The following is a 26,693-nucleotide window of genomic DNA, read 5'->3' on the forward strand; positions in this document are numbered from 1 at the left end:
TAGTGTACTTTTCTTGATAACATACTAACATTCTTCTATACTTACTTTCAAGTAACATTGTTACTTTATTGTGTGTATTTACATATATAACCAGGCATCGTAAAATATTATTATAAAAATACTAATGTGAAAAGGAGAAAACATATGAAAACACTTGTTATTTCAGCTCATCCAGATATAGAGAGTTCAAAAGTAAATAAAGTATGGAAGAGAGAATTACTTAAATATCCTGATGAAATTACCATTCATGAACTGTACAAAGAATATCCTGATTGGAATATAGATGCCATTAATGAAAGTAATATAGTCTGTGTCCACTTTATCTCATCGTTTAAATACTGAAATGAAGTAGACACAGACTATTTACACGGGAAAATTATTTAATGAAATTCGCTTTTTTATCTTTTATTTGTAATATTTTACTTTGTCTTGATCATTAAATAAATTTATTTTATGATAAATAACTTCCTTCATAGCTTCTATACATGGTGGATAAATTGCATTTGGTTCACGAGCACCTAAATCCTCTGTTAATATTTCACGGCATTTCTTATAAAATGCATCTTTTATATCACTAGAAATATTTATTTTAGATATTCCTAATTTTACAGACTCAGCAATTTCATCATCTGAATTAGCTGATCCTCCGTGTAATACTAATGGAATTTGTACAATTTCTCTTATAGTTTTTAATAAATCCAATCTTAATTTTGGTTTCATATTTTTAGGATAAATTCCATGAGATGTACCAATAGCAATTGCTAGAGTGTCTACACCAGTTCTTTCAACAAACTCTTTTGCTTTTTCTGGATCTGTATATATTATTTCATCAGCTCCATATTCTCCGCCATTACCAGTTGTCCCTATAGTTCCAAGTTCAGCTTCAACCGAAACATTAATTGGATGTGCTGCTTCTACTACCTTTTTTGTAATTGCAATATTTTCTTCAAAGGACATATGTGAAGCATCAATCATTACTGATGTAAACCCACATTTTATTGCTCTTAAAATCTGCTCAAAAGTTCCACCATGATCCAAATGAATAACTACTGGTACATTTGATTTAAAAGCTTCTTCCTTTACACTTGCTATAAAGCTGTCTTCTACAAATGACAATTCATCTGGATGTATTGCAATAATTACTGGAGCTTGTTTTTCTTTACAAGCTTCCATTACACCTCTTAAAATCATATTGCTGCTTGTATTAAAAGCTGGCACAGCAAATTTATTTTCTTGAGCTACAGATAACAACTCTTTCATATTTATTAACATAATATCATTCTCCTTTTTATTTCAATTTGTATTTCAAAATTATTACATTGAATATCTTTACTACTGATTTTTATTATTTGACCCTGATAACCTAATGTAACTTCTCACCAATTCGATACTTTCTCGTTCAACTTTATGCATTAGGACATAGTAGTTAATGTTTGGATCTTTTTGTAGTATCGTTTTTATAGCTTCAACATTTGCATTCATAAAATCACAACCAACATTAATTTTATTAATACCATATTTAACAGCCTTTAAAATATTATCTCTTCCTGAGCCAGAACCTCCGTGAAGTACTAGTGGCATTTTTGTTAATTCCTTAATAGTTTTCAATCTTTCAAAATCAAATTCTGGTATCATTCCATCAGGATAATTTCCATGCGACGTGCCAATTGATATTGCCAATGCATCAATTCCAGTTTCTTTAGCAAACTTTAATGCCTCTTCTGGATTCGTATACATATGATCATTTGTAAATGCACGCCCTTCTGTAGCACCCAAGCACCCGATTTCACCTTCAACACTAACACCCTTTGGATGAGCATAATTTACAACTTCTCTTGTCATGTCGATATTTCCCTGCAATCCAAAGCGTGATGCGTCTACCATTACTGATGAAAAACCATCATCTATTGCTTTTTTTAAAAATATAACTTCTTGTCCATGATCAAAGTTTAAGGCTACATTTATAGATGTTCTACTCGCTAGTGTTTTCACAATAGGAGTTATTAGTTCACTATCACAGTGATCAATTAAATGTTCTTGATATAAATTGATTATAATAGGTGCATTTTCTAGCTCTGCAGCCTTAATTACACTTCTTGCTGTCTCCAAATTAAAGCAATTAATAGCCATAACTGCATAATTTTCTTCATTTGCTTTTTTCAGCATTTCTCTCATAGAAACATACATAGCACTTCTCCTTATCTATACGAATATTTATTTTATTTCTATACCTGATAAATCCACTTGTTCCTCTTCTTCCTCTTCTTCATATATTTTTTCTTTAGCGTCTTTTTTAAGAGCTACAAGTAAAATTGCTGTAATAACTGATCCAACACCTAATGCTACTAAGAAACCAATTGGATTTTGCATTGCGGGTACAATAAACATTCCTCCTGATGGAACTGGAGATCCAACATTTAATAGCATGATTAACGCACCGCCAACAGCTGCACCAAAAGAACAAGAGAAAATTACACGAAGTGGATCAACTGCTGCAATAGGGATAACACCTTCAGTAATCATACATATACCCATTGGAAATGCTATTTTTATATTATCTGACTCACCCTTAGTATATCTAGATCTTCTTATTAACCATGATAATGTAACTCCAAAAGGTGGAATCATAGAAGCACAAATCTTAATAGCTTCTGGACCATAAACTCCTTGTAATAGAAGTCCATCTGCAAAAAGAGATGCAACTTTATTAACAGGCCCACCAAAATCAAACGCTGCCATAGCACCCATAATAGCACCAAACACGGCTTTTGATCCCCCTTGCATGTTGTTAAGCATATTTGTAAGTGCAGCTGAAGCTGCTGCTATAGGCCTGCCAATTACAAAAAACATAACTAATCCTATGACTACAGAAGATATTAATGGAATGATCATCATTGGCAATAACCCTTGGGCCCACTTAGGTACAACTATGACTTTCTTTAGATAATTTACAAAATAACCTGCAAGATAACCTCCAAGCATTCCACCTAAGAAACCAGCACCCATAGCATTGGCTACCATACCCATCAATAAACCTGGTGCAATACCAGGGCGGTCTGCAATAGAGTATGCAATGGCAGCACCCATAACTGAAGGTAACAATCCCATACCAAATACACCTAGTGAAACTGCAGCCTGCCAAACATTATAAGAACTTTTATAATCAGAAATTAATGATGGATTTCCTCCTGCTAAATTACCGATGGCGATTAATAGACCCGATGCTACAACTAGTGGAAGCATGTATGATATACCTGTCATAGCATGTTTTTTTAATTGTAATCTTTTTAACATAATAAGTTCTCTCCCCTTTTCACAAAATTTTTACTTTGACCCTAAATCTTGCTGAATCTTATTAATAAGTGCTTTTGGAGCTTTAATTACAATATCTGTTGAGACATCAATAACTTTCTTTCCTTTAAATCTCTCCCTCCCTCCTACTTTAATATCTGCTGCGATAATCACTACATCTGCTTCTTCGATCTCTTTAAGACTAAGTTCATCTTCTGTCCCAATTGTTCCTTGTGTTTCAATATGGATTTCATGGTTCAATGCTTTTGCAGCACGTACTAATTTTTCTTTTGCTATATAAGTGTGTGCAATCCCAGATGTACAAGCTGCTATTCCTACAATTTTCATATAAAGTTGTCCCCCTTTTATTTTTTATTTATATAAAGTGAAACTTTTCAGGTGGAGTTTTATACTCCAACTGAATTTAGTTGAACTTTTCCAGGAGCGTGCAGCCGTTATCTCCCGCTCGTAGAAGAGGGAGTGTTACGGATGCTAGCTATCGGATAAATTTTATTGTTAAGCATTATAAAGTTAAACTTGATTAAGGCGAGTTTACAATCCCAATCTGAATTCTAGTTGAACTTATCCTCTCAATTGGCACTAATTAACCTCAAAGATTGTAATGTCCAGGAGCCTATAGCTGTTATCTTCAACTTGATCGGATAAGCGAAAATCTATATCTATGATTCCTATTAAATTTCCTCTGCTCTTGTAAATATTTCATATACTTCTTCCGGTGTTTTTGCTTTTAATAAATCCTCACAAGCTTCATCATCTCCAAGTTTTGCTGCTACTTTGGAAAGTAACCTAACATGAACACTATTTTTATCAGATTCAGTTACAGCAAATAGTATAACGAAGTTCACAGGTTTGCCGTCTAAAGTCTCCCATTTAATATCTGAATTTGTTTTACCAAAAGCTATGGATGTTTTATTTACAAATTTAGATTTTCCATGTGGAATTGCAATTCCATTGCCTATACCTGTTGAACCCAGAGTTTCTCTATAATATACGTCTTCCAAAAATTCTTTCTTACTTGAAAGTGCACCTGCATCATATAATAATTCCGTAAGTTCTTTTAATGCTTCATCCTTTGTAGTCGCTTTCATATTGAGTTTTATTGTTTCCTTTTGTATTACTTTTGCTAAATCTGCTTCCATTTTTGTACCACCTTCGCTATTTAATTTAAAGTATTGCTTTATATCTTTCTCCTTCTTACATTTCATTAAATAATTAGCATAACTTTCTTTAACACTAAAATTTACTGCTTCTCTTAAAATATGAGTCATTATCTCAATATCATCCATAGCAACGTAAAATACTAATTGCTTCTCATTATTCTCTATGTCATTTATTGAAAGTCCAAGTATACATTCTTCCTTGCAAAAACCTAATTGTATTTTTAAATTTCTATTAATATCTATTTCATTAAAATTAATGTTCACCTTGATATTTTTTTTAATTTCTTTCTCTATGTCACTCTGGTTTTTATTGAAATATATTAAATTCTCCCATAAATACTCTCCGATAAATTTAGTTGCAACTGGCATATTAGAAAATCTCTCTTTATTATTAAGTAAGAAATCTGATATATTTTTGATATCATTCTCATTTAAAAATGTTGATACTAGTAAGAAAGGATTACTCTCTAAATCTAATGGAACTGTCGAGATTACAAAATCAATATCATCAAGATTCCTATTCATGAGCCTATTTGCTGAAATGCTTTCTATAATTTCAAATTCTGGAAAATATCTTTTAAGTCTTGTACTTAAGAGTTTTGATGTTCCATATCCACTATGACAAACAACTAGAACTCGTTTCCTTTCAGAGTGACATTCCTCCAAGCCTAACTGATAATATAAAGTTAAATATCCAATTTCATCTATAGGAATAACCTCTAGTTTCATATCATGAGATACCATAAGTGCAGCCGCTTTACACACATTTAAAAGAATAGGATAATGGTCTTTTATATCACTCATAAGTGAATTTGATATTTGAATATCATGCTCCATACGATTTAGCATAGGACGTATATGGAGTAATAATTTTTCCATTATACTTTGATTTTTTGCAATGTTTACTTGTAATATCTCTTCCATGCATTGAGTCATCTTATTTCTATAGGTTATTGCTAGACAATCTAATTTGTTTAACACTTTATCTTCATTTTCAATTACATCTTTAATTAATCCAAAAGATACAAAATATTGATATAAGTAATAAACCTCGCTCTCATCTAATTTCATCCCAAAATCGCTATTAATTTTGTTAATGCATAAGACAGCTTCTTTATAATCCTTTTCTGATTTAAATTCTCCGATGACTTCCTTTTTGTGTACTGTTCTCCCTTTTGAACCTCTTACCATTGAAATTAAAATATGAGTAAGTAAGTTAATATAATATGGATCATCTATTCTACAGTTATATTTCTTTTCTAAGTCGAGTAAAAGTTTATTAACATATATCACCTTGTCTTTTTCAAATAACTCTGACAATCCATTTAATGTAATTACATCTAAACGTGTTGCTAATTCTTCAATAGTCTTTTTATTTCTTCCATCTTTCGAATATTCAAAAAGTAAAGATGCAATAGCTCTACGGATATCAACTTCAAAGCCTTTTATTTGTGTCCCTTCTACTGTTTTTTCTAATTTTAAGTTAAAGGAATGAAGCCATTCCTCTATATATTTAAAATCATTAATTATGCTTGTTTTACTCACATAATACTTATCAGAAAGCTTCTGAATCGAAGTACTATTATGAGAATCAATTAGCATGTCTCTAATAATCTCAATTCTTCTATCATTAATGGAAATCTTCTTATTTTTATTTCTTTGTGATTCAAGAGTATTGCGTAAAATTAGTTTTGCGTTCATAATATCTTTTATCGCTATTCCAACGCTATGCTTTTTATCTAATTCAACATTAAATTTGTTTAAATATTCTTCAATTACAACTAAATCTTTCTTTAAAGTTTTATCAGACACATTCAAGAATTCTGTATAATATTTAATTGGTCTATATTGATTCTCATCTAATAACAAATTTATAAATTCAACCTGTCTGCTATTTAGGTTATGCATTCTTTTCCCCCTTTACTTTTCTTTTTGTGTCTTCCTTGTGTATACGATAACATATATTCTCATGCAGTAAAACTACAAATATGTTCCCTTTAAAATGGAATTTATGTATCATTCATCCTTAAAATGAGATACAAGAAGTATTATACTAGAGCTCTGTATAATAACATTGGAGCAAAACAGAATTTTATTGTAAGTTTGGCATCAAATCAAAACCTTGCGAAGTTACAAGATTGAAATGCACATGTCTTTTAATTTATTCAAATCATCTATAATATATTTCCAAACGTTAACTTGTTAAAATACTTTTCTAAATGTTAAATTAAGTGGTATATTATAATGGAATTTAATTAATAAACATAAGAGGTAATTTACATGAAAACAATAGTACCCCATTATTATAAAAATTTTAAATGCATCGCTTCAAAATGTACTGATACTTGTTGTGCTGGGTGGGAAATTATAATTGATGACGAAACATATAGGAATTATAACAAGGTAAGTGGTGAATTTGGTGAAAGATTAAGATCAAATTTAACATTATATGAAGATGGAGAGCCTGGTTTTGTATTACAAAATAATAACTGCCCATTTTTAAGTAAAAATAACCTCTGTGATATCTATACTGAACTTGGAGAAAAAAGCTTATGTTATACATGCAAAACATACCCAAGGTTAATAGAGGAATATAGTAATTTACGTGAAATGGGGGTATCTTTGTCCTGTCCTGAAGCTGCAAGATTAATTCTTCAAGATCCTAATCCAATTAGTTTTGAAGTTTCAGATGATTATGAAATGGAAAATCCATATGATGATATAAATTTTGATATTTCCGTGCAGCTAATATCAGCTAGGAAAATGGCCTTAGATATTTTACAAGATCGATCTGTAGATTTAAATCATAGGATTGCATTAGTAATTAATTTTGCTCATGATATTCAAGAAGAAATAAATAAAAATGATCTATCCAAAACTAAAAATATAGTAAATAGATATTCTAGAGAATCTTATAAGAAAGAGCTTCTTAATAAGTTTGATAAGTATAAAGCAAAACAATCTGATAAGTATGAAAATATGCTTAAATGTATGAATATGTATAAAAACCTCAATCCTATTAATGATAACTGGCCACAAATACTAGAACATGCTATTGACTATTTTTATAAAATAGACGATGTTGCTTTTTATAAAAAACAATATGATGCTTTTAATGAATATTATAAAACAAGAACCTATGAATATGAACATTTAATGGTATATTTTATATTCCAATATTTTATGAAAGCTATTTTTGATGAAGAATTATGCTCTAAGGTTACACTAGCTGTCATGAGCTATCTCATTATTAAAGAGTTAAATGTGGTACGCTGGATTGATAATAATTATAACTTTGATATAAATGATCAAATAGACATAATGCATATGTATTCTAAGGAAGTTGAAAATTCAGAAAAAACCCTTTATGATCTTGAGGAAATGTTTAACACGAGCAGAATATTTGATTTAGAACAATTACTTATTTTAATAATGAATTAGAAATAATGTAGAGTATACGGAATGCTTATCTTTCACAGTAACGTCTAGTATTTGTGCTATACTGTCATTTTTCACTATTATTAATTATTTATCAAAATTTCAAAACCTTGTACAATATTCTCAGTTTAAGAATGATCTATACAGAGTCATTTGGTTAAATACACTATTCATTTAGTATATTTTTAGCTTTGCATCCTGTTTTCAAAATCAATATTCAAAATTTATATGTAGATACATTAGACATTTGAATATTTACAATTAAAGGTATATAATTAAACAAATATAAAATTAACTATTTGTATATAAATATAAGGAGATGTATTTCTAGTGAATAAAGATGACGACCCTAGACATTGGAAACTTGGAATTCTCTACTATAATCCAGATAATCCATCTGAATCTGTTGATAAGAGGAATGGTATAGGAAGCACTATTAATTTTGGAAGTAAAATTGGTAGGCGTATAATGGCATCTATCTTGTCTATTCCAGTTATAATAATATTATTAGTATTTGCTGCTTTTAGATTTTTTTAATAATACAAAATTTAAAAGTTTGAATCAGAATATGATTGTAAAATAACACGTTTAAGAAGTAATAAATATTGGTTTTAAGCGATAAAATAAAAATGTTTAAAATATAAAGGATTAAAAATATTAAGCCAAGTTAATTAAACCTGCCTTAGTATTTTTAATCCTTTATTCATAAGCTATAATGCTTTATATAAATTTTATAATACTACCTAAAAACCTTTATTTTTAAGATCTGATACAATTTCCACATATTTTTCTATTACATCAAAGTCTTTATAATCATCTCTTCTTAGATCTATAATATCTCCATGAGAGATTCCACGCCTTCGTTTATTTCTCAATACCCCTTTAAATTCTCCCCATTTAGCAGATTCAATAGATACCAGACCATCATTTTCACCTTCTGTTAACTTTACTAAAATATATGGTATTGCAACAACATAATCACTAAATATATTTCTTACTACAGATGTGTAACTTTGATAATACACACCATCTACGTCTTTTACCTCTTCATTGAATTTTTTACTATGGTAAGTTGAAAACTGTCTGCTTGCAGTATAAAAGTCAGGATTCTTATCACCTAGAAATCTATAACGGTTATCAAAAAATCTTGCAATGGCTTTATAGATTCTATCAGGAATTTTACAAGCAAGATCAACAAACTTACATCCTCTGTGTGGAGATGATACCATGGTTAATGATGCAACGTAATCTCCCATTTCTAATTTAGTAATCATATAACGTGAATCTAGTCCACCTTTTGAGTGCGCAATAATATTTACCTTTTCACATCCTGTTTCTTTCAATATACCTAATATTTTATTTTTTATATCTTCTGCATTATACTCAACTGTTCCCCAAGCTTCCTGATTTCCATAATAAACTGTGGCTCCATTACGAATTAACTCTTTAGGTATCCTGCCCCAGTAATTAATATATTTTAAATCTCTAAACCCTACACCATGAACTAATACAAGAGGATATTTTGTTTTACATACTTCTGAATCAACACGAGCTTCATGATTAATTACTTTATAACACTCATGATCATACTCTATTGCTGCAATATGGCAAGCATATAACATCACAAAAATATTTACGATTGGAATAAGACTCAAAAAGCCTACTATAAGTCTTTTTACAATATTTAATCTTCTTGAAGTACATAAAATTCTTAGCATTCCATTGATAATTAAAATAATAATGTTTAACACAACAATAATGCTATCAATTACTAATATGTGTTCTGGAATTGCCAATCTTTGCATTATTGTATTTCCTATTAAATATATAATAATTTGAACAAATGCTGTATATAATCCATATAAAACAAGACATCTTCCGCCTAACATTATTCTTAATCTAAGGTTTACTATTTGCTTTTTATTATTTGGAATTATGTTTACTTTTATAAAAATATATAGAATAAAAATAATTATCTCCGTTAAAATAGCCCATCTGTATATAGCATTATCTTGTCCAAATTTGCTATGTTGGATTGAAAAATATCCTAACGCAACAATATGTGGCGCAAAGATAAAATATATATACATTAAAATCTTATGTAGCAAATTTAATCTTTTAGTGATATCCAAGAATATGGCGCTAAGCGTTATTAGTGTTAATGCAAAAATCACTATAATTTCGGTCATATCTTCTCCTTTCTTTCATTATAATTCTTATTGAACATCTTAATTTTACCATATTATATGATAAAACCCTATAATTTTAAGAATGATATGTATTTAACTAAATTCCTTATCTTACATCTTATCTACTAATTAAGTTAAATTTAAAAAGAAGCAAATTGCAGACGAATTTGGTGTAGTGAAAATTTCTTCATGTATCTGTACTTTCAAATGCTGTGATAAAATCTCTCTGTTTCATTCAAGTCATGTATAATTCTCTATAATCTATTGCTTATACGTCTTAATCATCTAACATTTTATATATCAAATGATTACAAAAATACTTTTTAATGATATTATTTTAGTTAGAAGAATCAGTTTAGCTAAGTAAATTCTTAGTCAATAATATAAGTAAAGGAGGCTTTATAATGCTAATAGATCCAATAAAAACTTATACCTATAAAGATTATTTGTCTTATGATGAAAATGAGAGAATAGAAATTATAGATGGAGAAATAATTAATATGAGTCCAGCGCCAAGTAGAATACATCAGGAAATAATAACTGAAATGCTTTTTAAAATAAGGCAATATATTCAATCTAATAATGGCCCATGCAAAGTATATACCGCCCCATTTGATGTAATATTAAAAAATGATGATGATGAATTGATCAGCAGTAAAAATATAGTTCAACCTGATATATCAGTTATATGTGATAAAAACAAATTAACTGATAAAGGCTGTACTGGTTCACCGGATATGATTGTCGAGGTTGTATCGAATTTTAATCCAAGAAATGATTATATACGAAAATTAAATCTATATGAACAATTTAAAGTTAAGGAATATTGGATTGTAAACCCTATGAGAAGAAATATTTTAGTTTATATCCTAACTGAAGGTGGATATGATGCTCCAATAGCTTATACCTTTGCAGATAAAGTTAAAGTAAATATTTATGATAATCTTGAAATAGATTTTAATTCTATTGATATTTAAGATAATATATTTAAAGCTAAGATTTTCTAAATTCAAGAAAATCTTAGCTTAATTTATTCTTACTACATGGCAACGCCTAAAATTATACTTAATAAGAATTATTTTCTCTATTAAATGTAAAATAAAGTAATAATCTTATCCTTAATATTCATTCTATTTATGGAATAGGTATGTATGTAGCCTTATCTCTCGGAGCTGAAAACCACTGTTCAACTGTATTAATCCATTTTTTAAAGTGTTCGGTTTCCATATGTTTGTTCACATCGTCTTCTGATTTATAGCCTTCGTAAAGTAAAAACCTAGTTGAATCATCTTTGCATTGAAAAAAATCAAAACATATAATTCCTTTTTCTTTCAATGAATTATTTTGATTTTCTTTAGTTGCTTTAATAAATTCATCTACATGCTCTTGTTTTACATAAATTGTTACACTTTTTACTATCATAATTAATCCCCCTTTATATGAAATATAAATTTTTAATAAACTAATTATAGCATATTAGATAAGTATTTCATTATTGGCTACAGATAGATGTATATTATATATAGCATTTTCTAGCTTTATAAACTGCTTATTCACTGACTATTTCTTGATCTTTTTTACTATAATATTTAAATCTTCTAACACGAATATTTTCTTTGAGCCTTCACATAATAAATTTAGTTACTAAAATTATGAAGGGGTGCAAATCGATGAAAAAAATTATTTTTATCTGCTCCATTTTTTTATTCTTATCGCTTAACCTAAATACAATTCCTTCTTTTGCGTCTCCAGCTCAAAAAACATTCTCACAAGGTATTTACAGAATGAAGGATTTAAATCTGCTCCCCAATGTTGCGTATACTGCTCAGAATGTTTCCCCCACTGAAGTTTTCTTGATTATATTCGATGGTAGCAAAGTAATACAGCAATCCATACGTTTAGAAGGTAATTCAATACGTTATGTCTTAAGACCAATGAAAGAGGATTTTAATTTTGTTGTATTAGGTAATGGTCAATTAGTTTTTACTCCAACAAGCATAACTCAATAATAATATTTTTGGTTTTTTACGATAATTTATTGTAAAAATATCTTCAAATTTATTAAATACTATTATAATTCTATTTCCTGTTAAGTTAAAGTGCTTATTTACCCCAAGTAGAGGGGCTTTTTTAATTAGATAGAGATTCACCTTAAGTTAAATTGTTAACTTTTTTGTTTTTACCTTCGTAACTTTTTTACTTTTTAAATTTTGAAAAAGGTTTATTTAAAATAATATTTATTTAAATGAATGATTAACTAACAGCTCTATCACTAAGCCCTCTCCTTCGATATATACTACATATTAAGCCAACCATTGATATACTTATAATATAATCAATACTTCCAAAACAAATAAATGGTAAACTAATATAAATCCCCATAATTCCAAGATTACTAAGAAGATTTATTATTGTTTGTACAAAAAATACATATCCTATGGACAATACTAGCATTCTTCCATAAGAATCCTTAACTTTTCTCATGATATTAAATATTCTTGCTACAAATACAATCATTGCAGATATGCATATTCCTCCAAATATAATTCCAAAATTATATATAGTATATATTAAAGCAAAATTACTTTTTACATCTCCAATTTTTAATTCTTTTACACTTAATTTGTTTCCAAGCAAGGTTACATTAGACAATAAATTTCTTATCCTATTAATAGTATAACCATCTCCAAGTGGATCTTGGGTTGGATTAATAAGACTATAGATACGTTTAATTCTATAAGGCTCACGTAACAATAAAAATAAGGATATTACTATAAAAATTGTTTCTATGTAAATTAAACTCTTTTTTAATGATTTACTAACTTTTGATGATAAAAAAATTACATTTATACCACACAAATAAACTAATCCTATAGTTATGTCAGATGTGGAATAAAATACAATTAATGGGATAATTCCCACAGCTCCAATTAGAGCCAAATCAATCTTGTTATTTATGCTCCTAATGTTTATTATTCCACTTAATCCTATTAAAACCAATGTTACTACTGACAAGTGAACTGAAACCTCGCTAATAGAAAATTCACCGATTTTTATAACATGAAAAATATTTGCTTTCATTGACGAAATTATTAACATGATAATCGATAGCCAATAAATATAGTAACTATATTTTTTTAGCTTTCTATAATCAAAGAAGTAAATTCCTATACCAATTATCCCTCCTATAATTAATCCAATTATATTATTGAAAGCTAAATCATAGACTGCCGAACTATTTTCGCTCATCGAATACATGGTAAATATGCCTATACTTGCTAACGCCATAGCCAATATTATAGTAGTTATATCAGGCTTTGCCCTATGTACCTTATTTAACCTAGTGCCACACTCATAGGCACTTCCAAACCTTTTAATTGCTTTGTCTATTGATTCTACTTCTTCAAGTCCATCATTAATATATTCATCAGCAATTTCGCTAATATGATTTTCTATTTCCTCTGAAATTTCTTGATGTACATCCTTATTCCTAATGTAACTACATACCTCTTTTAAGTAGTTTTCAATTGTATCGTTTCTCATAACCACTATTCACCCCTATTCAGTAATTATCTTGTTCACAGTTGCTGTAAACAATCCCCATTCATCTTTCTTTTCCTTTAAAGCTTCTCTTCCCTTTTTGGTTACTTTATAGTATTTTCTTTTTCTTGAATTTTCACCTTCCTTCCAAAAGGACTCAACTAAGTTTTCTTCTTCAAGACTATGAAGTATTGGATATAAAGTACCTTCTTTAAATTCAAAAACTCCACTAGACTTTAATTGCATTTCTTTTATTATTTCATAACCATACATTTCATTTCTCTGTAAAAGACTTAATATTAGGATATTTGTGCTTCCTTTTAGAAGTTCTTTGTTTATTTTCATTACGCCACCTCCATTAATTATACCTAGTATATCTATGTATATAGATTAACATAATAACCTTATATTGTAAATAAACTTAATGTTAGAAATTTCGCTTAAAAAAATTATAGTAAACTCGCCGCTAACTTGTAATATAACCCAATATATTTGCTTATAAAGTATTTTAGATCATATGTATAACATCACTTTATTATTTACAAAAAGAAGAAGTATCTTTATCTTTTTAGATACTTCTTCCTAATATGCAGATATTTAATTCTAAATCTTAAACGCTTATTATTATATTAAAATCCAAAATTAATCATAGCATACCTCTTTCATATTGTTTGCTCAGGTAAACTAGAATTTGTTTTAATATTTTTTACACTATAGGCACACAAATTTCGCAATAATGGTTGCTTATCATTTCCATGGTATAACGTTCAATAATCTTTCTTTTATCATCAATTTTATAATTTCTTTTTGATAACTCCGAAAATATTTCAATCCATGCTTTTTGTATAGCATCTACTGTATGATTTATTTTAAACACACAATATTTTCCACCAATAGTTTTTCCAATGTTAATATTCTTACTTTCAAAATCAAATTCATCAGAAACAACTAGACATGCATCATAGCGACAATCTGCAGGTTCTGTAATCTCAGGATTATCTTGAGTTATTCCTAGGATTATTGACCTTTCATTAAATAAGCTATTTTCTTTAGCCCAGCCTTTCAATTGTTCCATTACTTGCACATTTTCTAAACCATAAGGACCTATTTTCCTTATATAAGCAATTTTATATTCTGGTATCATCTCAATATTAATATCCATACCTTACCTTCTTTATTAATAAAGTACACCGGTGCCTGAATTCATAATATAACGCTTTAAAATGTATTTCAACTTATTTTTTAAAATTACTAAATTAATAGTCATTATAAGAATATATACTGTATATTCTCATTTTGTCCATTAGAGATATTTTTCTATTTTACATTGTTCATATATCTTTTTTCCTAACAAAGTAATTGCCTGCTTAGGGCAATTACTAATACACCTGTAACACATGGTGCATCTTCCTTTTTGTGCTACCTTCTGGTTTACAATAGTTAAGTTTTTCATCGGACATAGTTGCGTGCAAACTCCGCAAGAAACACATTTTTTATTGTCTATCTTCAGCTTATTTGAATATTCTTTTGTTTTTCCATAGAACCAAAGTCTTTGCCCAAAAAGACCTGCAATATGATAGAAAAATCCAGTTCCGTCTTGTGTTGCATTATTCTCTTTTATGAGATTTGCAGATTTTTTTATCTTTATGTGTGCTTGCTCTACAATAGCTTTATTTTGCTCTAATGTTTTCTTTAATGCCCTTTCGTCACCTATACAGTCAGGCATTTTTAGATGTAGTCCGCCAACAATCTCAGTACCATATTTTGAGAGTAACCTTGCACTACACCCAGCCCCATCACCACTGAATAATCCCATAGTAGCAATAATAAAAACTTTTTTATCCATAAACTTTTGTTTATTCTGCAAAATAAAATCTCTCATTATTTTAGGCAAGTTGCTGAAATAAATTGGATACGCTAGAACGATAAAGTCACTTTTTTGCATTTCATCTTGCACACTCTCATCTTCAATTGAAATACTTTTCGCTGTTGCATCAAGTTCTTTTACGAACAGTTCAATACAATGTTTTGTGTTGCCTGTTCCACTAAAATATACTCCTAACATACTTTTAATCTATCACTTCTTTCCACTACCATAAGACTAATTTATAAATATTTCTAAAACCTAAGTTTATGAATTTAAAATTATCTCTACAATTGTGTATTCTATTTTACTGAACAGAAATATATAAATAACAATGTGCATTTCCATCTTTTGCGTATTCACTAGGAACAGTAATTTCATAATCCTCCGAAAATGCTCTCTTTATAGCTCCTAATTTTTGCTCACTCCATACCTTTTCCCATGCTTTTTTTGCACACACATCTATTTTTCCATCTTCATCTATTTCATCGTATTTTTTATATAAGCCTGTACTCACTTTCATTTCCATTTTCTCAAAAAAATCAGGTGTTACATTCATTATTGTAAGGTCATAATCCCCTCTTTCATCACTAGAATAGTTACTATATTTTGAAATTGGAGAAGCATCTTTTTGAAGTATATGTTCACTATCAAAAAGAAGAGGTAATTTACCACTTACAATATCCCCCCATAGTTCATCAATCATTTTTATTCCCTCATCAGAATTATTTGTTCTTATTGTTATTTCTTTTAATTTATATGCCATAGTATTTCTCCTTTATTGTATAAATGATTATTAATTTAAACTCTTGTATAAATATAAGTTTATTATTTAGTTACCGTATATCTTAATACTGTTTTTAATTTATCTCTTTCAACTTTTCTAGCGTCTGATAAATATATTTCTCTATGAACTAAGCTTTTAATTTTTAAATTATTTTCGTTAATATATTCTTTCATCTTACTAAATGTTTCTGGCTCATTGTCATAAGAACCTATGTGTAGCATTTGAACCGATAATCCATCTTCTATTTCATCAAAATAGGCTTCTTTTAATAATTTATCAGGCTTCTTCTTATTAGCAATTTCAAAGGCTTTCTTTGTTACTTCTTCGTTTATAAAATCTGGTTGTTTTATCATTATCGTATATATAAGTTCATCTTTATTAAATACCTCACTACTCTTACCAACTTCAGTCATATCCCACAATCCTTCTAAAGGATAAACAGTATATTCAAAATATCCATCAGGAATAAAACCACTTTTAGGCATCATTCTTACTGCATAGGCAAGAGAATATAATACAGCAATTCTATTAGAAAAATCTCCATCATTCGGATTCCCTTCTCCCTTAATACAGAAATATTTTGCTTTAGGAATTTTAACTAAAGTCGGTTTTTCTTTTGGCTGATAGATCTCTTTTTCCTCTTTTCTCCATTCATATTTCAAAATCAACACCTCCATAATCATTATAAATTTCTAATTATGACAACATACTGTCATATTATCTTAAAAAATAAATATATTTCTAATAACACAAACTTTATTGACACTATACACCAATTATAGCATATATTACAAAAGCATTATTCGAATTACAAAAAAATGCCACAAAACTCATTATGAATAATGTGGCATCTTGATTTATGAATATTAGGGTTTAATTAATCTAATATTGTAATAAGGAATATCGGTCTTAATCACCAAATATTCTTGTAATTTATATCAAAAAGTTAAGTACTAAATTTCTAAACTCTTTTCTATTACAAGCATGACTGGATAATTTACATTTTAAATTGTAAAAAAGTTTTATTTAAAGAAGTTTTAATGCTAGAAATATTAACACTATCCATACTAATAAAATTGGTATGGCAAAATACCACCTTTTAGGTTTCCCGCCAATCCATAAGTTTTCTGCTTCAATTCTGCATTGGCTAAGTATTTCTTCTGGTATAAATTTTATAGTTATTGCAATAAGTATTGGAAGTAAAATTATATCATCTAGCAAGCCTATAACTGGTATAAAATCAGGAATAAGATCAATAGGTGATAACGCATATATAATTGTAATCATTGTAAAAACTTTTGCAATTACTGATGTTTCCTTCTTTTTTAATGCTATGTATACTGCCGGTATATCTAATTTCAATTTTCTTGCTCTGTCTTTTATCCCCACATTTAAATCTCCTTTAATAAGAGTATTTTACCGCAAATCACTGTAATACAATTCTTTTTAAATTTATATTATGTATGCTGTAATATCCTTAAATTTATTCAAAACTAAAAATCACTTAGATAAATATTAAGTCTATTTTATTTCTAATTTCAAAATAAAATAGACTTAATATTGTTTATTCCAACAGAGACTTTACTCTTGGATCATCTTTAACAAAATCAATATTCTTTCTCTTTTTTAATCCCCTTTTTACTAAATCTTTATATTTATCTTTAGTCCAATTATTAGTCACATCAAATTTCACATGACTATATAATTTTGATTTAATAGAGTCATCCATTGTACTTGCTTCATTTACCATGTTTATAACCATCTCTATAGTTTTTTCTTTATCTTTTCTTTCTATTGCCAAAGATAAATCTAATTCGTATTTATGGTACGCCCCTAAATCAAATACTTCAGCAATTTTTTTTGCACGATCTATGTATTCTTCTGCATCTGTAAATTTCTTTTCTTTATATAGCAGCATTATTATAAGAGATAAAACAGTAAATGTTTCATGACCATTTTTCCTTAATTTATCTTCGCAAACACCATAAGCATCATCTATTTTACCCATACTGTCAAATAATATTGCTTGTTGAATTTTTTTATCTACGTCTACTTCTGGAATTTTATCTAATATTTCTTGAGCTTTTTCATACTCTTTTTTCTCCCTATAAATCGCTGCTAAATCCAATTTTGCCATAGAAGCTGTCTTTTCCTTATTGCCAGCTGCTACAATTTCAAGCCAAGCAATAATTTTTCTTTCATATTTTTCTTTTTCTTCAATTTGAGGTCCTAACAAATATATTCTTAGCACCTCTGATATCATTAATATTAACTCATCACAACCTGGATATTGTTTAATTAAATCATTACCTTTCTCAAAAGCTTTTTTAATTCCCTCTTTTGATGCAGTTTCACCTACCTCTTTTGTAAGTTTTTTTACTTCCGCATCTGTTAATTCCTCATTAAATGCCAATAAAGTGTTAACATCTATTTTTAAGACACGTGCAAGAGGTGGCAGCAATGTTATATCTGGATATGAAACTCCATTTTCCCACTTATTTACTGCCGGAGTACTTACATTTAAATAATCAGCAACCTGCTCTTGAGTAAGATTTTCCCTTTTTCTATAATGCCTAATAACTTCACTTATAATCATAAAATTAACTCCTCTATTTATTATGTCCTTGTTGATCAACTAAAACATTATTGAGTTCCTCATTGAATATTTGAAATATTTCAATTTCGGCTATATCCACATAAATTTGATTCTCACGCGGAACTTTATAATTAAATGATATCAAAGCTACATAGCTTGAGCAATTGAAGACTTTTCATCTTTTATTCATAAAAATTAACCAATAGTTAATTTTTTATAATATCACCATTTTAACTTTCAATATGAGATGTCATTCTTATTTTTTTAATTTATCTGAACTTCATACTTATTTTATAGAGTTCCACAATGATATTCAAACTTATGAAATTCCAACATTGCCATTATTCAGGAAATTCAAACAGTGGATATGTATTGTTATCAATATGGAACCCTATAATAAAATTTGAGTCATAGTCTTCTATTTCCTTTTATTAAACCTCTCCTAAAAAAATTGTTAAACACGCAATAATAATCTTACTTAAGTAATGGTGTTATATTTACTGAGTAGTATACGCGCAAAACATGAAGTGCTCTAGTGCAAGCAGTATAAAGTAAAAGTCTTTCCTCTTCACAACTATAATTTTCATCTCCTGCATTATATATAATCACCACATCAAATTCTAATCCTTTAGCAAGATAAGCAGGTATTACCAATATTCCACTCACATACTCATCGTCATCCTTCATTATCACTCTAACATTAGTCTTATCTTTTAAGAAATTATATACCTCATTTGCTTCCTTGGCAGTTTTTGTTATGATTCCAATGGATTTATAATTTTTCTCATTATATATTTTTATATCTTCAAGAAGTCTTTCTTTTATAGCTTTTTCATTTGAAAAACCAAGAAGCAAAGGTTCTTCTCCACTTCTTTCCACACATTGACCCTCAATCCCCTTATCAAGGAGCCTTCTTGAAAATTTAGTAATTTCCATTGTTGATCTGTAACTTTTTGTTAAATTTATTATGCAGGTATTATCTTCAGCAAATATATGAGATATATTCTTATACTCTCCTACATTCATAAATGGGTTTATTGATTGATTCAAATCCCCAAGTATAGTCATGTTTGCATGGTTAAAAAGCTGATAAAATATTTCATATTGAAGTGGTGAATAGTCCTGGGCCTCGTCAATAATAACGTATTTGATTTCTGATGTTTTAGGAAGATCTCCCATAGCACCTTTTAGATACAGAAGAGCTATCTGATCCTCATAATTAAGCCTGTGGACTTTTATTTTTTCTAAGGTATAGCTTCTTATTTCACTAATTTTCTTCTCGTTGAACTCAATATTTGAATTTTTCAAGAAAAACTCAAGATTCTCAAATAACTTTTTATAAATGCCCATTAAATCAAATTTTGTCATTCTATTTATTTCATGATAAATCTCTTTCAGTTCATTCTTTACCATAGCTGTACTATGTTCTATGATTTCAGCTTTATCTAAATAAGAACCTGAATCTTTAAGTTCACCAGCAACTTCTTCTATACGCTGTTCTTCATAAGGCTTTAAAAGAAATAAAATCCTCTCTCTTATCTTTTGAAGTCTTCTTTTTCGTGGAAGATTTGCATAGTCTTTGAAAAATAATTCATCTAAGTCCTGAGATGAAATTATTAAATCCCCTCTAAATTTAATATTCTTAAAGTTTGTATCTTCCTTTTCCATAAAGGTTACATACCTCTTTAGTATATCTATGAACTCCTTTGAAGATTTAAACTTAATATTATTGATTCTTATTTGATAGTCGGATTCCTTCTTTGATGCTAAAATATATTCCATCATTTCGCTATAGTTTTCTTTGCTAAGTCCTCCACCTAAAGCCTTGTGCATATATTCTTTAAATGTAGTCTGACACATATTATCTTCTCCGAGTTCAGGTAATACATCAGAAATATACTCATTAAAAATATCATTTGGCGAAAATATCACTATATTTTTAGGCGTTATTTTATCCCTATGCTTATATAAAAGATAAGCAATTCTATGAAGAGCAACAGAAGTTTTTCCGCTTCCAGCTGGCCCTTGAACAATCAGATTTTTATATTCTTCATTACGAATTACTTTATTCTGCTCTCTTTGTATAGTTGTTACAATGCCTTTCATCTTGGTGTCGGTACTTTTACTCAAGATATCCTGTAATACTTCATCATCTATCTTAAGATTACTGTCAAACATATATTCAATTTCACCATTATTAATTTTATACTGTCTTTTAAGTGTAAGTTCACCCTCTACTATACCCTCAGGACATTTAAACTCTGCCTGTCCAATTTCATAATCATAAAACATACTTGAAATTGGCGCTCTCCAGTCATATATTAGAAAATCAAAGTTATCATTAATAAGATTAGATATTCCTATATAACACTTTTCTGCCCTTTCCTCCCCTTTTTCAATAAAATCCATTCTTGCAAAATATGGGGATAAAAGTACTCTTTCGTATTTTTGCTCAAGCTTTCTTGTGAATTCATGAGTTCTTTTCTGTATTTTCATAGTATTAATAGACTGCATAAAGTCTACGATCTGTTCTAATCCATTATTTACAGAAACTGATCCTACATTTTCCCATAACTCCCTTTGTACTTCAATTGCATCACTTTTAAATTTTTCCCTAAAGTTACGTTTTTCATCAAGTTGTTTTTGAGCTTCTTTAAGTACCTCTAGCAGCCATTCACGTTCAAGTTTCCATTCAAAGTCGTTATTTTTCATAATATTTCGCTCCTTATGATAAAATAATTTTATAGAATTAATTCAAAACTCTATTGACATTGCTTTTTCGAAAGTGTATAATATAATTAGAGATTTATAAATAACATTATTCAAAAGCGATATCTAACTTATTGTATCGTTTTTATTTTGTTGTGTCAATAGTAAAGACATTTGTCATTAGACAAATGTCTTTTGTTTTTTCTTTATGAATTTATATTTGAGTGAATTCTGCGGACTGTTTACTTCTTGAACGCATAACCTTTGAAAGTATCAGAAATACATAGTCTGCACGGCACTCTAATTTTCTCCATTAAAGTGGCAATTTCATAATAATGGCTGAACCTTCTCCATATACACTTTGTGCTAACAAATGTCCCTTATGTTTAACTACAACAATATCATAACAAATGCTCAAACCTAAGCCAGTTCCTTCGCCAGGTTCTTTTGTCGTGAAGAAAGGATCAAATATTTTATTTATATTTTCTTCTTCAATGCCAGTACCATCATCTCTTATTTCTAAACAAAAATATTCTGATTCCTTATAAGTCTTTATTTTTATGCTGCCTTTTCTATCTTTTATGCCAATGTAATAAATTGAATTTTTTATAATATTGAAGATAACCTGTTCAATTTGGAACCTATTACACTTAATATAATCATCATCAATTAAGTTTAGCTCTAAGTCAAATAAATCATCAATTTTGTATTCTTTAAGTTCCATTTTCAAAATTTTCATAGATTCTTCTATTAATTCACTGAACTTATTCATTTCAAAATTATCGTAAGCATCTTCATTAGAAAATCTAATGATATTTTTAATTATGCTGCTTATTTTTTCAAGACCTTCATTTGTCTCCGTTATAACTGGTTCAAAGTCTGATAGGATAAATTCTAATTTACCTCTAGAACCTAATAGCTCTTCAAGTTCTTTTTTATCAGAAAAATATTCTTCATTTTCCTTAATAAAAGTTAAATATTTATCTAAATATTCTTTTATAGTTTTAGCATAACTTTGAATTGTATATATATTTGAAGTAACATATCCTAAAGGCGTATTGATTTCATGAGCAATTCCTGCTGAAAACCTTCCTATAGTAGATAGTTTTTCTTTATTTACCAATTCAATTTGTGTTGTTTTAAGCTTTGCATTTGACTCCTTAAGTTGAGCATTAGTATTTTTCAAATTATTATAGGATTCCATCAAAGCATTTTGATATTCCCTCATCTTTATTGCTGATTTTAATCTGGATGCGAATTCTATAGGCTCAATTGGTTTATTAATGTAGTCATTAGCTCCAAATTCAAAACTCTTTTCCAAGTATTTTTTATCTGTTAGCGATGTAAACATCAAAATGATAACATTCTTATTATTTCTTCTTATAATCTCTAAGGTTTCTATTCCAGATAACTTAGGCATAACTATGTCTAATAGTATAATATCTATATTCTTAGTATTTACAATTTCAATGGCTTCCTCTCCTGATGCTGCTGTTATAATATCACATTTGATTTCACTTATTTTAATTACCTCTTTTGCCGTCATTATGTTAAACTTTGTATCATCAACAATTAAAATATTCATAATTCCCAACCCCTAATCTGCAATTTTTAGACCTGTATTGATGTTTATTAAGAACTTGTCAGGAACTATAGTAATCTTGCCTCCAAATATTTTGCTTAAGCCATCTAGGAAATTTAATATAAGCTTAGCTTCTGGCTTACTAATAGTCTTTATAAAATTATTTTTGTTTCTAATGAAAAAATTAATATTTAAAGTTGAGTTATGCATGAAATTTAATAATAGTTCTTCTTCTTTTGAATCCCAAGTAATAACCTCTAAAACATTATTAAATATTAACTCAAACACTCGCTTGTTACCTAAATAATTAATTTGAGCTGTATTATTATTATCATAAATTATAGGTAATTTTCTACTTTTTAACTCGTCAAATTTAGGCTGCAATGAAGTTAAATTAAAAGTTTCAGAAATGCTTGGAACAGTCTCTAAATATTGAAAATATACTTTATCTATTAATTCACTAATGTGTTTTTGCTTAGAGCATTCATTATTTAAGCTATCATACATACTATTTTTTAAGTCAAATATTATTTTTGAAACCACTTTAATATAATTAATATCCTTTTGACTATTTTTTACTAAATTATTGTTGCTATCAAGTATCTTCTTATATAACTTATTTTTTTCTTCTATTTGAACTTTAAATATCTCATTTTCTTTTACTAAGTTATAATATTTTAAAGCTTCACGAATAGCTGGAAGAAATTCCTCTTCATTATTCCATGGCTTTGTAATATATTTAAAAACACCTACTTTATTTACTGTGGCTATTACTTGCGATATTTGAGCATATCCTGAAAGTACCATTCTAACTGTGTTAGGAGATATTTCTTTAACTTTCTCTAAAAGTTCTAAGCCATTCATTTTAGGCATTCTCATATCTGTAACTATTACAGCAATCTCATTTTCCTGAAATTGTTCTAAGGCTTTTTCTCCACTCCCTGCAAAAAGCGACTTAAAATCTTCTTGAATAGTTATTCTATTTATTGAATTTAATATATTAGTTTCATCATCCACAAAAAGTACATTAAATCTATCCATGCTAATTCTTCCTTTCTACTAAGTTTTTTACTATCTGTTCACATCTTTCTTCAGATATTCCGTAATTGTCAAAAACCTCTAAATAAAGCTTTGGTTTATAATTTGGATTTATTATATGCCAAGAATAATAATCTGCAATGTAAATCATTGATACGAGCTCTCTATTTGCATCGCTGCTTAACATAGGATTATGATGATATAACGCACTTTCGACTATTGCATACGGTATATCCCACCATTGTAATAGATATCCGCCTAATTCTTCATGATCTATTTTGAATTTTTCTTTCTCTAAAGTACTTATCTCACCTAAGGATTTGTCAGCCGCTAATTTATAAATATCATCATATTCCTTATCATATATCTTAAAGAAAGCTACTTTTCCTATATCATGAAGAAGACCTGCAGTACCGTAATAATCAGGAATCTTTTTACCTAATGCTTTATTATATAATTCTATTAGTATTTTATTAGTTAAGTTTGAATGTTCCCATATTTCATTTTTATTATAAAAATCATTTCCTGATTTAAAAACTTCTGCAGTTGCCATAATTGCCTTTAAATTTACTAGTCCAAGGCTTAATACTGCCGTCTTTATTGAAGCTGTCTTAATTCCATAAAAAGCTGAATTTATAATTCTTAGAACTTCAGAACTTAAAGTTATATCTGCCTCAATTAATCTTACTATCCTATCTATATTGTGATCATCATGTTCAACAACATCGCTTATTTCTTGTAGTACAGAAGGAATTGTCGGAAGCTTGCCCATTTCTTTTATATGGTTTAAGGATATATTATTATGTAATAATTCTTCAGTTTTAAAAACCTCATCAATAGCTCTTCTAAAATCATCCTTTTTCCAAGGCTTAGTTATAAATAGCTTTGCTAAATTATTATAAATAGATTTAAATACAGTTTTTTCATCTGTAAAGCCACTTAATATTAATCTCGTTACCTCCGGGTATAATAATTTAACTCTTTTTAATAATTCATATCCATCCATTTCGGGCATTCTCATATCACTTACTATTAGATCAATATGGTTTTTTTCAAGAATATCTAAAGCTTCTCTTCCACCGTTTGCAATATACACGTCATAAGGGCTGTCAAAAAATTCTCTTCTGATTGAATTTAAAATAGCTTTTTCATCATCTACAAATAAAATAGACTTACTCATTTTGGCTCACCTCTTCCTTTTCTTCATGTCTAATAGGAAGCTTTATAGTAACCTTTGTACCTTCTCCTAAAACACTGTCAACAATCAAATCTCCCTTATGAGTATTTTTTATAATATCATAGGCAATACTTAATCCAAGTCCAGTACCTTTACCTATAGGTTTTGTTGTAAAAAATGGTTCAAATATTTTATCTAAATTTTCCTTAGGTATACCTGTACCATTATCTTCTATAACACAACTTACAAATAAATCATCACTAAAAGTATAAATTTTTAGTAATCCAAAGTAGTCTAGATCCGCATTCTCTTGTTTCTCCTTTATAGCGTGGGAAGAGTTAATAATAAGATTTAATATAACTTGGTTTATTTCACTAGGGATTGCTTCCACTTGTGGTATTTCATCTAGCTCAATTTCAATATTAGAGTTATATTTAATTTCATTTTTAGCAATAACTAGAGTATTTGTTATTCCATAGTTTAAATCATATTGTTCAAAATTCTTTTCTAAAGATGAATGAGCAAAATTCCTCATTGCAGCTATTATCTTCTGAACTCTTTCAATTCCACCTTCAGTATCCTTTAATAACTCATCAATATCATCCATTATAAAATCTAAATTATATTTTCTTTCTAAACTCTCTACATTTGCCACTTCATCTTTAACCAAGCACATTCCTTCTTCTGAATTAGCTAGCAAACTTTTATATAGCAATATTATCTCATTAAGCTTTTCAACATATTTTTTTAATGTTCCAAAATTACTTATGATAAAGCCTAAAGGATTATTAATTTCGTGAGCTATTCCAGCAGATAAATGACCTAAGTTTGCCAATTTATCTTCTTCAATCATCATAAATTGAGCATTTTCTAAATTCTTAATACTCTTTTGCAATTCTTCATCTTTAAGCTTCAATTGACTTAGGAGGCTTTTCTTTTCTTCAATATTTTCAGAAATAATAAGATATTTCTTAACATTTGAATTTTCCTCAAAAATTTGACATATAGATACCTTTAGACAAAATACAGAATTTTCTTTATTTTTAGCATAAATTTCACCATTCCAATTTTCAAATAGAAATAAATTGCTTATTTGACTTATCTTATTATCTTCTGTATAACTACTTTCAAAATAAAATAAATCGTTAATATTCATATTTTTAAGCTCTTCCTCAGAATAATTCCACATTTTTTCTGTTGATGCATTAAAGAATTCTAACTTTCCATTAGAATCGGTAATTAGTAAGGACTGCTTGATATTTTTGATTATAGTCTCAAATAAATATTTCATTTCCATAAAA

General features: G+C 28.4%; 25 protein-coding genes. 5 read left to right on the forward strand and 20 right to left on the reverse strand.

From position 1 onward, the window contains the following. Positions 1-144 precede the first annotated feature (144 nt). The gene (locus PZA12_RS13925; protein WP_103698536.1) at positions 145-342 is read left to right on the forward strand and encodes an NAD(P)H-dependent oxidoreductase; all 198 of its coding nucleotides are present in this window, start codon (positions 145-147) and stop codon (positions 340-342) included. Between the two features lie 63 nt (positions 343-405). On the opposite strand, the gene PZA12_RS13930 is transcribed toward PZA12_RS13925, so the two are convergent. The 5 genes from PZA12_RS13930 to PZA12_RS13950 all read right to left on the reverse strand — a co-directional run bounded on the left by PZA12_RS13930 (position 406) and on the right by PZA12_RS13950 (position 6,380). Then, positions 406-1,272 carry a ketose-bisphosphate aldolase gene (locus tag PZA12_RS13930; RefSeq protein WP_078115423.1) on the reverse strand — a complete coding sequence of 289 codons (867 nt, stop codon included), beginning with the start codon at positions 1,270-1,272 and terminating at the stop codon, positions 406-408. Positions 1,273-1,332: 60 nt separating this feature from the next. Continuing rightward, a complete protein-coding gene (locus PZA12_RS13935; RefSeq protein WP_078115422.1) occupies positions 1,333-2,187 on the reverse strand; it encodes a class II fructose-bisphosphate aldolase in 855 nt (284 codons plus the stop codon). A gap of 27 nt (positions 2,188-2,214) precedes the next feature. After that, on the reverse strand, positions 2,215-3,294 hold the full coding sequence (locus tag PZA12_RS13940; protein WP_078115421.1) for a PTS fructose transporter subunit IIC: 1,080 nt from the start codon (positions 3,292-3,294) through the stop codon (positions 2,215-2,217). 30 nt (positions 3,295-3,324) lie between these two features. After that, positions 3,325-3,639 (reverse strand): PTS fructose transporter subunit IIB, encoded by a 315-nt coding sequence (locus PZA12_RS13945; protein ID WP_041896754.1) that lies wholly within the window; start codon positions 3,637-3,639, stop codon positions 3,325-3,327. Between the two features lie 344 nt (positions 3,640-3,983). Further along, positions 3,984-6,380 carry a BglG family transcription antiterminator gene (locus PZA12_RS13950; RefSeq protein WP_103698535.1) on the reverse strand — a complete coding sequence of 799 codons (2,397 nt, stop codon included), beginning with the start codon at positions 6,378-6,380 and terminating at the stop codon, positions 3,984-3,986. A 372-nt stretch (positions 6,381-6,752) separates the two neighbouring features. Here PZA12_RS13950 and fliB point away from each other — a divergent pair, with 372 nt between their 5' ends. After that, complete coding sequence (fliB, locus tag PZA12_RS13955; RefSeq protein WP_078115419.1) at positions 6,753-7,913, forward strand: flagellin lysine-N-methylase; 1,161 nt, start codon at positions 6,753-6,755, stop codon at positions 7,911-7,913. A gap of 327 nt (positions 7,914-8,240) precedes the next feature. Next, complete coding sequence (locus PZA12_RS13960; protein ID WP_065417184.1) at positions 8,241-8,447, forward strand: DUF5808 domain-containing protein; 207 nt, start codon at positions 8,241-8,243, stop codon at positions 8,445-8,447. A 206-nt stretch (positions 8,448-8,653) separates the two neighbouring features. On the opposite strand, the gene PZA12_RS13965 is transcribed toward PZA12_RS13960, so the two are convergent. Beyond that, positions 8,654-10,099 carry a lipase family alpha/beta hydrolase gene (locus PZA12_RS13965; protein WP_078115418.1) on the reverse strand — a complete coding sequence of 482 codons (1,446 nt, stop codon included), beginning with the start codon at positions 10,097-10,099 and terminating at the stop codon, positions 8,654-8,656. 404 nt (positions 10,100-10,503) lie between these two features. On the opposite strand from PZA12_RS13965, the gene PZA12_RS13970 reads away from it, so the two are divergent. Beyond that, a complete protein-coding gene (locus tag PZA12_RS13970) occupies positions 10,504-11,076 on the forward strand; it encodes a Uma2 family endonuclease (RefSeq protein WP_078115417.1) in 573 nt (190 codons plus the stop codon). Between the two features lie 157 nt (positions 11,077-11,233). On the opposite strand, the gene PZA12_RS13975 is transcribed toward PZA12_RS13970, so the two are convergent. Continuing rightward, positions 11,234-11,521, reverse strand: a complete 288-nt coding sequence (locus PZA12_RS13975) for a putative quinol monooxygenase (RefSeq protein WP_078115416.1) — start codon at positions 11,519-11,521, stop codon at positions 11,234-11,236. A 248-nt stretch (positions 11,522-11,769) separates the two neighbouring features. Between PZA12_RS13975 and PZA12_RS13980 the strand changes: the two genes are divergently transcribed. Beyond that, entirely contained in the window at positions 11,770-12,108 is a 339-nt protein-coding gene (locus PZA12_RS13980; RefSeq protein ID WP_078115415.1) for a hypothetical protein, read from the forward strand. 244 nt (positions 12,109-12,352) lie between these two features. Here the strand turns inward: PZA12_RS13980 and PZA12_RS13985 are convergent, their stop codons facing one another. From PZA12_RS13985 to PZA12_RS14045, 13 genes are all read right to left on the reverse strand, one after another. Then, positions 12,353-13,642, reverse strand: coding sequence for an FtsW/RodA/SpoVE family cell cycle protein (locus PZA12_RS13985; protein WP_078115414.1), 1,290 nt, complete (start codon positions 13,640-13,642; stop codon positions 12,353-12,355). A 15-nt stretch (positions 13,643-13,657) separates the two neighbouring features. Further along, a complete protein-coding gene (locus PZA12_RS13990) occupies positions 13,658-13,984 on the reverse strand; it encodes a PadR family transcriptional regulator (RefSeq protein ID WP_078115413.1) in 327 nt (108 codons plus the stop codon). Positions 13,985-14,345: 361 nt separating this feature from the next. Beyond that, a complete protein-coding gene (locus PZA12_RS13995) occupies positions 14,346-14,801 on the reverse strand; it encodes an AraC family transcriptional regulator (protein ID WP_078115412.1) in 456 nt (151 codons plus the stop codon). Between the two features lie 141 nt (positions 14,802-14,942). Beyond that, positions 14,943-15,704 (reverse strand): EFR1 family ferrodoxin, encoded by a 762-nt coding sequence (locus PZA12_RS14000; RefSeq protein ID WP_078115411.1) that lies wholly within the window; start codon positions 15,702-15,704, stop codon positions 14,943-14,945. A gap of 106 nt (positions 15,705-15,810) precedes the next feature. Then, positions 15,811-16,269 carry an AraC family transcriptional regulator gene (locus tag PZA12_RS14005; protein WP_078115410.1) on the reverse strand — a complete coding sequence of 153 codons (459 nt, stop codon included), beginning with the start codon at positions 16,267-16,269 and terminating at the stop codon, positions 15,811-15,813. A gap of 62 nt (positions 16,270-16,331) precedes the next feature. After that, complete coding sequence (locus tag PZA12_RS14010; protein ID WP_078115409.1) at positions 16,332-16,952, reverse strand: GyrI-like domain-containing protein; 621 nt, start codon at positions 16,950-16,952, stop codon at positions 16,332-16,334. A 364-nt stretch (positions 16,953-17,316) separates the two neighbouring features. After that, complete coding sequence (locus PZA12_RS14015) at positions 17,317-17,679, reverse strand: YkvA family protein (RefSeq protein WP_078115408.1); 363 nt, start codon at positions 17,677-17,679, stop codon at positions 17,317-17,319. Between the two features lie 175 nt (positions 17,680-17,854). Beyond that, positions 17,855-18,886, reverse strand: coding sequence for a helix-turn-helix domain-containing protein (locus tag PZA12_RS14020; RefSeq protein ID WP_078115407.1), 1,032 nt, complete (start codon positions 18,884-18,886; stop codon positions 17,855-17,857). Between the two features lie 474 nt (positions 18,887-19,360). Continuing rightward, the gene (helD, locus tag PZA12_RS14025) at positions 19,361-21,598 is read right to left on the reverse strand and encodes an RNA polymerase recycling motor HelD (protein ID WP_078115406.1); all 2,238 of its coding nucleotides are present in this window, start codon (positions 21,596-21,598) and stop codon (positions 19,361-19,363) included. Positions 21,599-21,908: 310 nt separating this feature from the next. Beyond that, entirely contained in the window at positions 21,909-23,180 is a 1,272-nt protein-coding gene (locus tag PZA12_RS14030) for a sensor histidine kinase (RefSeq protein ID WP_078115405.1), read from the reverse strand. Positions 23,181-23,192: 12 nt separating this feature from the next. Next, positions 23,193-24,218, reverse strand: a complete 1,026-nt coding sequence (locus PZA12_RS14035) for a response regulator (protein WP_078115404.1) — start codon at positions 24,216-24,218, stop codon at positions 23,193-23,195. Position 24,219: 1 nt separating this feature from the next. Next, on the reverse strand, positions 24,220-25,395 hold the full coding sequence (locus PZA12_RS14040; protein ID WP_077842466.1) for an HDOD domain-containing protein: 1,176 nt from the start codon (positions 25,393-25,395) through the stop codon (positions 24,220-24,222). After that, entirely contained in the window at positions 25,388-26,689 is a 1,302-nt protein-coding gene (locus PZA12_RS14045) for a PAS domain-containing sensor histidine kinase (RefSeq protein WP_078115403.1), read from the reverse strand. Before PZA12_RS14045 ends, PZA12_RS14040 begins: the two co-directional genes overlap by 8 nt. Between the last annotated feature and the right edge of the window lie 4 nt (positions 26,690-26,693).

This window comes from Clostridium beijerinckii (assembly GCF_036699995.1).
GTDB lineage: Bacteria > Bacillota > Clostridia > Clostridiales > Clostridiaceae > Clostridium > Clostridium helianthi.